This window comes from Kitasatospora sp. NPDC058406, from assembly GCF_042722765.1.
Taxonomy (GTDB): Bacteria; Actinomycetota; Actinomycetes; order Streptomycetales; family Streptomycetaceae; genus Kitasatospora.
Genome location: NZ_JBHXKE010000299.1, coordinates 1 through 9753, shown reverse-complemented (window position 1 = coordinate 9753; position 9753 = coordinate 1). Strand labels below are relative to the sequence as shown.

General features: G+C 72.3%; 8 protein-coding genes and 1 pseudogene. 2 read left to right on the top strand and 7 right to left on the bottom strand.

The annotated features are described in order from the left end of the window. A partial coding sequence (locus tag ACFWOG_RS36275) for an AI-2E family transporter (RefSeq protein ID WP_380363635.1) occupies nt 1-1217 on the top strand: 1217 nt, incomplete at its 5' end. 268 nt (nt 1218-1485) lie between these two features. On the opposite strand, the gene ACFWOG_RS36270 is transcribed toward ACFWOG_RS36275, so the two are convergent. The 5 genes from ACFWOG_RS36270 to ACFWOG_RS36250 form a co-directional block, all read right to left on the bottom strand. Further along, entirely contained in the window at nt 1486-2832 is a 1347-nt protein-coding gene (locus ACFWOG_RS36270; RefSeq protein ID WP_380363633.1) for an MFS transporter, read from the bottom strand. Continuing rightward, nucleotides 2829-3341: a hypothetical protein gene (locus ACFWOG_RS36265; protein WP_329883231.1), complete on the bottom strand. Its 513-nt coding sequence runs from the start codon at nt 3339-3341 to the stop codon at nt 2829-2831. Before ACFWOG_RS36265 ends, ACFWOG_RS36270 begins: the two co-directional genes overlap by 4 nt. Beyond that, nucleotides 3338-4600: a hypothetical protein gene (locus ACFWOG_RS36260; protein WP_329950688.1), complete on the bottom strand. Its 1263-nt coding sequence runs from the start codon at nt 4598-4600 to the stop codon at nt 3338-3340. The genes ACFWOG_RS36265 and ACFWOG_RS36260 overlap by 4 nt, the downstream gene beginning before the upstream one ends. Nucleotides 4601-4724: 124 nt before the next feature. Continuing rightward, nucleotides 4725-4871, bottom strand: a complete 147-nt coding sequence (locus tag ACFWOG_RS36255) for a hypothetical protein (protein ID WP_329883230.1) — start codon at nt 4869-4871, stop codon at nt 4725-4727. A 366-nt stretch (nt 4872-5237) separates the two neighbouring features. Beyond that, entirely contained in the window at nt 5238-7322 is a 2085-nt protein-coding gene (locus ACFWOG_RS36250) for a transglycosylase domain-containing protein (protein ID WP_380363630.1), read from the bottom strand. 952 nt (nt 7323-8274) lie between these two features. Between ACFWOG_RS36250 and ACFWOG_RS36245 the strand changes: the two genes are divergently transcribed. Then, complete coding sequence (locus ACFWOG_RS36245; protein ID WP_380363628.1) at nt 8275-8814, top strand: OsmC family protein; 540 nt, start codon at nt 8275-8277, stop codon at nt 8812-8814. Nucleotides 8815-8994: 180 nt separating this feature from the next. Here ACFWOG_RS36245 and ACFWOG_RS36240 read toward each other — a convergent pair whose 3' ends face one another. Together ACFWOG_RS36240 and ACFWOG_RS36235 are read right to left on the bottom strand one after the other, a co-directional pair. Continuing rightward, a complete protein-coding gene (locus ACFWOG_RS36240) occupies nt 8995-9642 on the bottom strand; it encodes a hypothetical protein (RefSeq protein ID WP_380363626.1) in 648 nt (215 codons plus the stop codon). Between the two features lie 11 nt (nt 9643-9653). Further along, nucleotides 9654-9753, bottom strand: a pseudogene (locus tag ACFWOG_RS36235) (IS481 family transposase); the annotation flags it as partial.

Here is a 9753-nt window from a genome sequence, read left to right as displayed (position 1 = left end):
GACGGGCACCCGTCCGGCCCCGAGGACCGGGCCGGCGCCGACCGGGCGGTCGCCGTCGGCGCCTTCGGGCCCGGGGCCCGCCTCCGGCGTGCGGCCGTCGGCGGTGCGGCATGCCGGTGAGACGTCCCGGGCCCCGTCGGCCGACCCCCGTGGCGGACGGCGGCGGGGGCGCGGGCCGGGGGCTGCGCCGCCTGTCGGACTACGCGTGGCGGCTGCTCGTCGTCGCGGTGGCCGCGTACCTGGTGCTGACGGTGCTGGGCCGGTTCCACCTGATCACGCTCGCCGCCTTCCTCGCGCTGGTGATCACTTCGGTGGTCCGGCCGCTGGTCGACCTGGCCGCCCGTGCCGTTCCGCGCCCGCTCGCCGTGCTGGTCGGCCTGGCGGTGGCGCTCCTGGTGCCCGTCGGCCTGCTCGCGCTGATCGGGGAGACGGTGGCGAACGACATGGCCCGCCTGACCCGGGAGTTCCAGGGCGGTCTGGACCGGCTGGAGAAGCTGCTGCAGGGGCGACCCCTGCACCTCGGTCCGACGGCCTTCGACGACCTCGAACACAAGGTCTCCGACTTCGCGGCCCGCCACCGTTCGACCCTGATCAGCACGGCCGTCAGCGGCGCCCACCGGGCGATCGAGCTGGCCACGGGTGCTGCGCTCGCCCTGTTCATGTCGGTGTTCTTCCTGCACTCCGGCGAGCGGATGTGGCGGTGGACGTCCGCCCAGCTGCCGTCCGCCGCGGCGGACCGCCTCGACCGGGGCGGCCGGGCGGCCTGGCGGACCTTCGCCGGCTACACCCGGGGCATCTTCGTCGTCGCCGCGAGCAACGCCGCCATGGTCGGCGTCTCGCTGTTCCTCCTGGACGTGCCGCTCGCCCTGCCGCTGACCGTGCTGGAGTTCCTCGCCTCCTTCGTCCCATTGGTCGGCTCGCCGATCGCGATGCTGGTCGCCTCCCTCGTGGCCCTGGCCGCGCGTGGGCCGGTGACCGCCGTTGTGGTGCTGCTGCTGATCGTGGTGATCGGTCAGATCGAGGGGCATCTGCTCCATCCCCTGGTCATGAGCCGGGCGGTCAGCCTGCACCCGGTGGTGGTCGCCGTCTCGGTGCTCGCGGGCAGTATCGCGGCGGGGGTGATCGGCGCCGTCGTCGCCGTCCCCGTGGTCTCGGTGGTCTGGGCGGTCTACGCGGAGCTGGGCCGCCCGCATCCGGTGGCGCAGCGCGCGCCCTGACGGCCCGGAGCCGCGGTCCGGTTGCCGGTCCGGAGCCGCGGCTCCGAGCCTCGGCCGGGGCACCGCGCCGCCGGGCGCGCGTGGTGCGTGGCGCGTGGCAGCAAATCTTGCGGTTCTCACCGCCCCAACTGACCACCTCTCACCGACGGGCGCCGAAGATCTTTCGGTTCAGGGTCGGTCGAGGCGATCAGGGTGGCGATGACCGTGCAGAACCGTGCCCCGTTCGTGCGGTGGCTCCGGTGGCCCGCCGCCGGTGCGCGGCGGGCCACTACCCGGCGTGGACGGTCCGGGCGGCCCGGGTTTCGCGGGCCGCCCGGGCGGCCACGGGGAGGACCAGGAGGGCGACGACGGCGCCGCCCAGCGCCAGCGTGCTGTAACCGCCGGCCGTGACGACCAGGCCGGAGAGCAGCCCGCCGGTGCTGCCCGCGACCGCCAGGCCGACGTCGACCAGCCCTTGGGTGGAGGCGCTCCTCGTGGGCGGCACGGCCGCGGTGACGATGGCCGTGCCGCTGACCAGACCGAGGTTCCAGGCCACCCCGGCCAGGACGAGCGCCCCGGCCAGGACGGCCACCGAGTCCGTCGGCGCCACGCCCGCGAGGACGGCGGCCGCGCAGAGGGTGACGCCGGAGGCGGCGGCGACCGGCAGCGCGCCCAGGCGGTCGACGAGCATGCCGCTGAGCGGGGACGGCAGGAACATGGCGCCGATGTGCAGCGAGATGACGAGCCCGGTCGCGCCGGTGCCGTGCCCGTGGGCGGCCAGGTGGACGGGCGTCATCGTCATGATGGCGACCTTGACCACCTGGCCGAGCAGCATGACCCACAGTCCGGTCGCGACGCCGGGCCCGCGTGCCGTCCGGTCCTCGGCGGCGACCGCACCACTCCCGTCCGGCTCCTTCGCCGTCCGCGCGTTCTCCCGCGCCGCCGCGTTCTCGCGCTCCGCCGCCTGTGCGCGTGCCAGGTGGAGCGGGTCGGGCCGCAGCAGCGTGCCCAGGACGGCGGCGGCCGCCGCGTACCCGAAGGCGGCCAGCAGGAACGGGCCGGCCAGGCGCGGGATCCCCCAGGCCTGCGCCACGTCGCCGGTGACGGTCACCAGGTTGGGGCCGGCGACCGCGCCGAGCGTCGCGGCGAGCAGGACCCGGCTCAGGGCCCGGCCGCGACGGTCCGGCGAGGCGAGGTCGGCGCCCGCGTACCGGGCGAGCAGATTGGTGGCGGTGCCGGCGCCGTAGACCAGGAGCGAGACGAGCAGCAGCGGCACGTTGTCGGCGGCCACCGCCGCCACCACGCCGATGCTGCCCAGGGCGCCGACCGCGTAGCCGAGACCGAGCCCCGGCCGCCTCCCCCGGCGCTGGCAGAGGCGGCCGATACCCAGCGCTCCGAGCATGGACCCGCCGGTGAACAGGGCGCTCGGGATGCCGGCCAGCCCGGTCGACCCGAGCATCTCCTCGGCGAGCAGCGCACCCACCACGATGCCCGCGGTGAGCCCGGCGCCGCTGACCACCTGGGAGATCACCAGGACGGTCAGGACCCGCCGCTGGGCCGGGTGTTCGGGCGGACGGCCGGAATCCGCGACGGTCGGCGAGGAGGCGGAGGAGGAGGCCGAGGACGGGAGCGTCATGCGGACGCCAGCGGGCGGAGCGCCGAGATCTCCTCCAGCGACATCTCCATGTCCTCGTGCAGGTAGCGGACGATGGTCCAGTGGGCCGGCGTCCCCTCGTCGAAGGGGCCGAACTCCCGGCAGTACAGGGGGATCCAGCGCAGCGCCTCCTCGGCCGCCCGCTCCCGGCCGGGCTCCTCCTGGTACGCCTCGTAGGCGATGCTGCGGTGGTTGATGAAGAACCCGCCCGGCAGGCGCTCCTCGCACAGGACCCGGTACTCGCGGGTCTGCAGGATGAGGTAGTGCCAGATCTCGTCGATGTCCTGCTCGACGGGGAGGAAGAGTCCGGCGAGCTCCTCGCGGTAGCGGGAGACGAGGTAGAGGTAGCGCAGGCACTCGGTGACCTGGCGCTCGGCCTCGGCCGGGGTCACGCCGGTCCGGTCGGCCGTGTACGCGACCGCCTCGGCGTGCAGGACGTCGCCGAGCAGGGCCTTGAGGTCGTCGGCCGAGACGTGGGCCTGGGTGGTCATGCTTCTCCGTCCGCTGGTCGGCCGTCCGTCGCGAGCCAGGCGTACTTGCCCGACTTGCCGATCGGCAGGTGCTCTCGGTGCTCGACGTGACATCGCCGTCCGGTGAGCCGCCGGACGCCGTCGGCCAGGGCCTCGGCCTCGGCCGGGTCGAGAGGGGAGCCGTCGAAGGTGGTGCAGCGCAGCACGGCCTCGTCGTCGGGGCCGCCCACGTGCAGGCGGTGCAGGAAGATCCGGGGCGCGACGCCGCCGACGAGGTCGTCGAGGTCGCCCTGCGCGACCGGCCCGTGGGGGGAGGCGAGGAGCTCCTTCTCCCGGCCGCAGAACCGGGCGATGCGGTCCGGGTCCGGGCTGCCGTCCAGCGTGCGGACGCAGTCCCCCGAGCGGTAGCGGACCAGCGGCATGTACGGGTTCCGCACGCTCGTCACGATGAGGCTGTAGATCTCGCTGCCCGGGGCGACCGGGAGGAGTTCGACGCTCATCCGGTCGAGGTACGGGCGGTACCGGCCGGTCCGGTCGCTGTAGTACAGGTAGCCGAGCTCGGTGCTGCCGAACAGGTCCACGATCGGGCAGTCGAAGTGTGCCCGCAGGTACCGGACCACGTTCACCGGGGTGTACTCGTAGGCGTGGACGATGCTGGCCGGCTGCGGGAACCTCTCCCACAGGCCCCACTCGACGGCCTTCCGCACCAGGTGGGCGAGGTGGTAGCCGGAGCAGTCGAGGTGGTAGCGGCCCTCCGGGTGGGCCAGCCGCGCCTCCTCGATCTCCCCGAGCATCCGTTCGACGTCCGCCCGCTGCCACCGGGCCGGGTCCAGGCGGAGGTTGAGGTAGACGGTGCGGTCGTCGAGCCACCGGTCGCTCAGGGCCGGCTCGGGGGCCGGGTCCTCCCCCCGCTTCCTGGCGTTGACCCGGGCGACGTGCTCGGTGGCCAGGACGGTGGTGAGGGAGACCCGTCGGCAGCCCTGCTCCCAGGTCGCGGCGATTTCGGGGTGCTCGCTCCACAGCCGGTAGTAGGAGTTCAGCAGGAAGTACGGCGGGCGGATGATCTGCATTCTGGCGTGATTCGTGCCCGTGGAGAGTACGAACTCCGCCTGGCCGGCTTCGAGCGCGGCGGCGAGGGCCGGAGTCATCCAGTTGTCCGGGAATCCGCGCGCAATCTCGGGCTTCTCCAGAATGGGGAAGTGGCCCTGTTCGATCGAGGCCCGGTAGATCGGAATGTCCCTGATCCGGTCGACCACCTCGGCGGTCGGCTGGCCGTTCACTGTCACCTCCGGTGAGTACGCGGAGCATCGGCGGCCCGCTGCCGTGACGTGCCGGCGTGGGTCTGCGGGCGGAGGCCGGGCCGGCGCGGTGCGCCGGCCCGGCCCACGTCGTGCGGGTGGTGCGTCAGGAGATACAGCCGGACTTCGCGACGCTGATGCAGCCGGACTTGGCCACGCTGATGCAGCCGTCCTTGGCGTTCTGCGCGGAGTTGGCGGCGACCCAGCCCTTCCACTTGTCGTCCTGGGTCATCTTCTTGATGAGCTGTTCCATTCGGACCTCCGAGGTGTGTCGGGGTAGCCGGCGGCGTCGACCGACGCCGCCGTGCCGACATTAAAATGATGGTCAAGGCAGTGTCAATGCAAGGTAATTGGACATCGTTCGGGTTCGACTGGCCGATACTCGTCGGCGCGGCCGGGATCCTGCCCGTCAGGTCGGTCGCCGGTCGGTCCCGGCGGGCGCTCCGGACGATGCGGCCGACGACGGCTGCGGCCCGTTCCGGGTGCTCCTCCAGCCACCGGCCGAGGTGTTCCCGGACGGCCTGGCCGACGCAGGCGCGCACGGCCTCGTTGCCCAGCGCGTCGAGGGCGACGCCCTCGAACGGACCTGTCGGCGCCGCCGCCGCGGAGATCGCCGTTGTCAGCGCCGCGTGGCCGGCGGGCTGGTGGACGGCGGGCCCGAGGGGGTCTCGGTGGCGCTCGGGTCGGGCTTGGGCGCCGGGTCGGGGATGTCGACCATCTGCAGGGACTGCTTGGGCGCGCCCCGCAGGGCCAGGTTCATGGCGTCGCGCCAGATCGGCCCGGGGCCGTCGGCGCCGAACACCTCGATGCGGTGCTTGCCGTTGATGGTGATGTCCCGCATCTCGACACCGCCGTTGGGGCCGCCGAGCCAGACGGCGGTGGCGAGCTGCGGGGTGTAACCGCTGAACCAGGCGGCCTTCTTGTGGTCCGAGGTGCCGGTCTTGCCGGCGATCGGCCGGTCGCCCTCCAGGTTGAGGGCCGCGCCGGTTCCGTCCGCGGTCACGCCGTTCAGGATGGTGTTCAGGATCTGCGCCGTCGTCTCGGAGAACACCTGCTCGCAGGCGCCGACCGGGACGGGGACGTCCTTGCCGTCCACCGTGGTGATCTTGTTGATCGAGATCGGGGTGCAGTGCTTGCCCTGGGCGGCGAACGTGGCGTAGACGTTCGCCATGGTCAGCGGGCTCACCTCCCCGACGCCCAGGCCCATCGCGGGAACCTCCTCCAGGGGCTGGCCGCTGGCCCGGCCGGTGATGCCGAGCTTGTCGGCCATCTGCTTGACGCGGCAGAGTCCGATCTCCTCCTCCATCTGCACGAAGTAGGTGTTGATGGACAGCGCCATCGCCTTCTTCAGCTGGTAGGGGCCCTTCTCGTTCGCGGACTCGTTGGGCACCACCGCCTTGGGCCGGGCGGTGTTCTTCCAGGTCCCCTCGCACGTCTTCATCGTCGGGTAGTCGAGCTTGTTCGGGGAGGAGTACTCCTGCGTCGAGGACAGCCCCGCCTCCAGCCCCGCCGCTGCGACGACGGGCTTGAACGTGGACCCGGGCTGGAAGCCGTTGCCGCCGCCCATCGCCGCGTCGACGTTGAGGTTGACGACGGTCTGGTTCTTCTTCGTGTCCAGGCCGTACGGCCGGGTCTGGGCCATGGCGAGGATCTTGCCGGTGCCGGGCTCGACCATGGTGGCGGCGGCCGAGACGGTGTCGGTGACCCGCACGTTGTTGCTCACCGCGGCCTGGGCGGCGGCCTGCTTGTCCGGGTCGAGGGTGGTGTGGATGTTCAGGCCGCCCTGGTCCCAGACCTTCTTCCGGTCGGCGGCGTTCTTGCCGAAGGCCGGGTCCTGCTTGACCACGTGCTTGATGTAGTCGCAGAAGAAGCCCATGCCGGCCTGGGCGGTGATGCAGCCGTTCTGCGGGGTCTTGAACTGGAGGCCCAGCGGGGCGGCCTTGGCCTCCTTGGCCTGGTCCGCGGTGATGTGCTCGTTCTCGACCATCTTGTCGATCACCACGTCGCGCCGGATCTGCGCGGCCTGCGGGTGCAGCTTCGGGTCGTAGGCCGACGGGTTCTGCACCAGGCCGGCCAGGGTGGCGGCCTCGGCGATCGTCAGGTCCTTGTTGCTCTTGCTGAAGTACCGCTGGGCGGCGGCCTCCACACCGTAGGCGGAGTTGCCGTAGTACGTGATGTTGAGGTAGTCGGTGAGGATCTGGTCCTTGGTCAGGTCCTCCTCCAGCTTGATCGCGACCTTCAGCTCCTGGATCTTGCGGCCCAGGGTCTTGCGCTGCGCCTCCTTGACGGCGGCCTGGTCGTCGCCGGCCAGTTCGACGTTGACGTTCTTCACGTACTGCTGGGTCAGCGTCGAGGCGCCCTGGGAGGCGGTGCCGCTCTCCGCGTTCTTGCTGATCGCGCGGAGCACGCCCTTGAGGTCGACGGCGCCGTGCTCGTAGAAGCGGGCGTCCTCGATGTCGACCTGGGCCTGCCGCATGTACGGCGACATCTGGTCGGCGGCGAGGACGGTGCGGTCGCGCTCGTACACCTTGGCGATCAGCCCGCCCTTGGCATCGAAGATCTGGGTGACCTGGGAGAGCGGAGGGGTGTCGAAGTCGTCGGGGATGTCGTCGAAGCCCTCCGCCGTGTCCTTCGCGGTCAGCCCGAGCGCCCCGGCGGCGGGCAGGGCGAGGCCGGCGAGCAGTGCCCCGGACACGACGCTCACGCCGAGGAAGGTCGCACCGTGGCGGGCCAGCCGAAGCGGAGAACTGCGAGGCCGGAGGGGGGCTTCGCCGTCGGGGGAATTCCATATCGGAGGGAGGTTCGATGCCATGCGGGAATACTAGCCGCGGTCCCTCGCTGATCGAACAATTCACCGTGCACGGCTGTCACGGCTCTGTAACAGGTATCGGATTCGACTTACCCATATCAAATCGTATGCGCACTAAATGGCCGTGAAAGGGAAATTCAGGATTCCTGCAAGGAATTCGACAGGCCCCAGCCCGTGGTGCGGAGCCGAAAGGATTCAGTGGAGGCGGCCGTCGTCGGCGGGTTGCCCGCCGACTCCTCCTCCGCCCGTGCGCCCCCGTGGCTTCGCCTTGCGTGCCCCTCTCGTCCCGTGACCCTGATACCCACTAGATGCCGTGGGCGGGGTGAAAGGTTGCGCACGTCCGGAAGTTTCGGAGGCCGTCCCGGGTGCCCCGTCACCTTCCGGGGCGCTGGGGCACTCCGCTCGTCACCGGACCGGCCTAGGGGCGTTCGGGAGTAGCTGTATTCGTCATGGCCCGCGTACCCGGCGGTGCGGTCGAATTCGCCCGGATCGTCGGTGATCATCCATTCGTCGACGAATGACCGGACGTCCGCAGAGCCTGCTCGGGGCCGTATGCGGCGCTCTTGCGCGCAGGGTCGGCCGTCCGGACCGCACAGTCACCCTGCCGCCCCGCCGGTGCCGGGTCAACGGCGCGTCGCCAGAGCGCCCCGAATCCGGGCCGGAACCGCCCGAAGGGGCAACCCGGCGTGCCCCGTGCCCCGTGCCCCTGCCCCGTGCCGCCGGGTCCGTCGCGGTGTCGGGGGCCGGCGGTGGGCGCGTCCCGCAGCGGGTGAGGCGGTCGCCCAACTGCACGCCGTCCGGTGGACCTTGGTCGGGTCCGCCGGCTGCGGCCCGTACGCTACCGGCCATGACGCACATACCTGCAGCGCGGCGGCCGGGCCTGGCCGAGCACCTGCGTGACAAGGGCGCGGCGATGCGCGACGCCGCCCGCCGGCGGCCCGAGAGTTCGGACTGGGACGAGGAGATCGGCGCGGTCTGCGTGGCCGACGACGCGACCGGGGTCCGCAAGGTCCGGGTGGGGGACTGGTCGCTCGTCGGTGACGGCGGCCCCGACATCGGCGGCTTCGGCCTCGGCCCGTCCTCTCCGGAACTGCTCTGCGCGGTGATCAGCACCTGCCTGACGCACACCGTCCTGTGCATCGCGGCACTGTCGGACGTCTCGCTCGACCGGGCCGAGGTCCGGGTGAACGCGCGCAACAACGATGCCCGGTTCTTCGGTGTGCCGACCGAGGCGCCCGCCGTGCCGTACGACCTGACGGCGGTGGTGGAGCTGCGGGGAGCCGCCTCGCCCGAGAAGTTGGCGGAGCTGCTGGCCGCCGCGGACGCGCGGTGCCCGATGCTGCAACTGGTCCGTTCCCAGCACACCGTCACGGTCCGCCCGGCCTGAGCCCCTTCTCCTCCGCCTTCCCCGCCCCGGCCGCGTGAGCGCGCGGCCGGGGCGGGGCCGCCTACGCAGGCCCCGGCGAACGCGGTAGCGGGTGCCGGCCGACAGGCCTCTGCGGCCGACGCCCTCGTGACGACGTGTCCGGGGAGCGCGCGTGCCTCCCCGGAGCTCGGCGGAACGAACTCAGTGGAACACGACGGCGTAGCCGCCGGTGACACTCGCCAGGCACGCCCGGTGGAGCTGGTGCCAGGCGAAGCGCTCCGATTCGAACGGTTCGTCGGCCGCGTCCCTCCCGGCCGGCCCGGTCTCCTGCGGGCCGAGGGCGAGGCCCCCGGCGTCGACGCCGATGCCGAGGGCAGGCGCGACGGCCGAGAGCTCCGCGAGGAGACGCTGGGCGGAGCCGACCATCCCGGCGCCCGCGACCTCCGCCTCGGGAGGGAGGAAGAGCGGGTCGGCGAAGTCGACCGGCACGTAGTAGCCCGCGTTGTCGGCGTGACAGAGCAGGTGGGACGAGAACATCGACGTCTCGTCCCGGATCTTCTCGCAGTCGCGGTCCCACTCCTGCTCGCCGATCGACGCGGCGGGCGTGACGGGCTCACCGCGCCCGACGAGCACCACGATGCGGCGCAGCTGGGTCAGGTAGCCGTACGGGAAGCCGCCGGAGAAGGTGGGGGAGTGCGGCGGGCCGGCGATCGGCGGCTCGTGCCAGTCGACTCCCTGCGCCGCGAGCGCCCGGCCGAGGCGGGCGAAGGCGCGCCGGTGGTAGTCGAGCCCCTCGGGGTCGTTGCGCGCCTGGTCGTGGAGGAGGCCGACCGATATCGAAAGTCCCATGGGCACGCAGCCTAGTTGTTCTGACCCATGAGGTTGGGAACGCGGCTGGCGGGTGGCTTGCCTGCGAGTGCGGTGTGTCCGCGGTGGTGATTGTAGGTGTGGAGCCAGTCG

Excerpts from the sequence above, each read along its gene's own strand:
- ACFWOG_RS36270 (WP_380363633.1), bottom strand. The coding sequence starts at position 2,832 with ATGACGCTCCCGTCCTCGGCCTCCTCCTCCGCCTCCTCGCCGACCGTC.
- ACFWOG_RS36265 (WP_329883231.1), bottom strand. The coding sequence starts at position 3,341 with ATGACCACCCAGGCCCACGTCTCGGCCGACGACCTCAAGGCCCTGCTC.
- ACFWOG_RS36255 (WP_329883230.1), bottom strand. The coding sequence starts at position 4,871 with ATGGAACAGCTCATCAAGAAGATGACCCAGGACGACAAGTGGAAGGGC.
- ACFWOG_RS36245 (WP_380363628.1), top strand. The coding sequence starts at position 8,275 with ATGACGCACATACCTGCAGCGCGGCGGCCGGGCCTGGCCGAGCACCTG.
- ACFWOG_RS36240 (WP_380363626.1), bottom strand. The coding sequence starts at position 9,642 with ATGGGACTTTCGATATCGGTCGGCCTCCTCCACGACCAGGCGCGCAAC.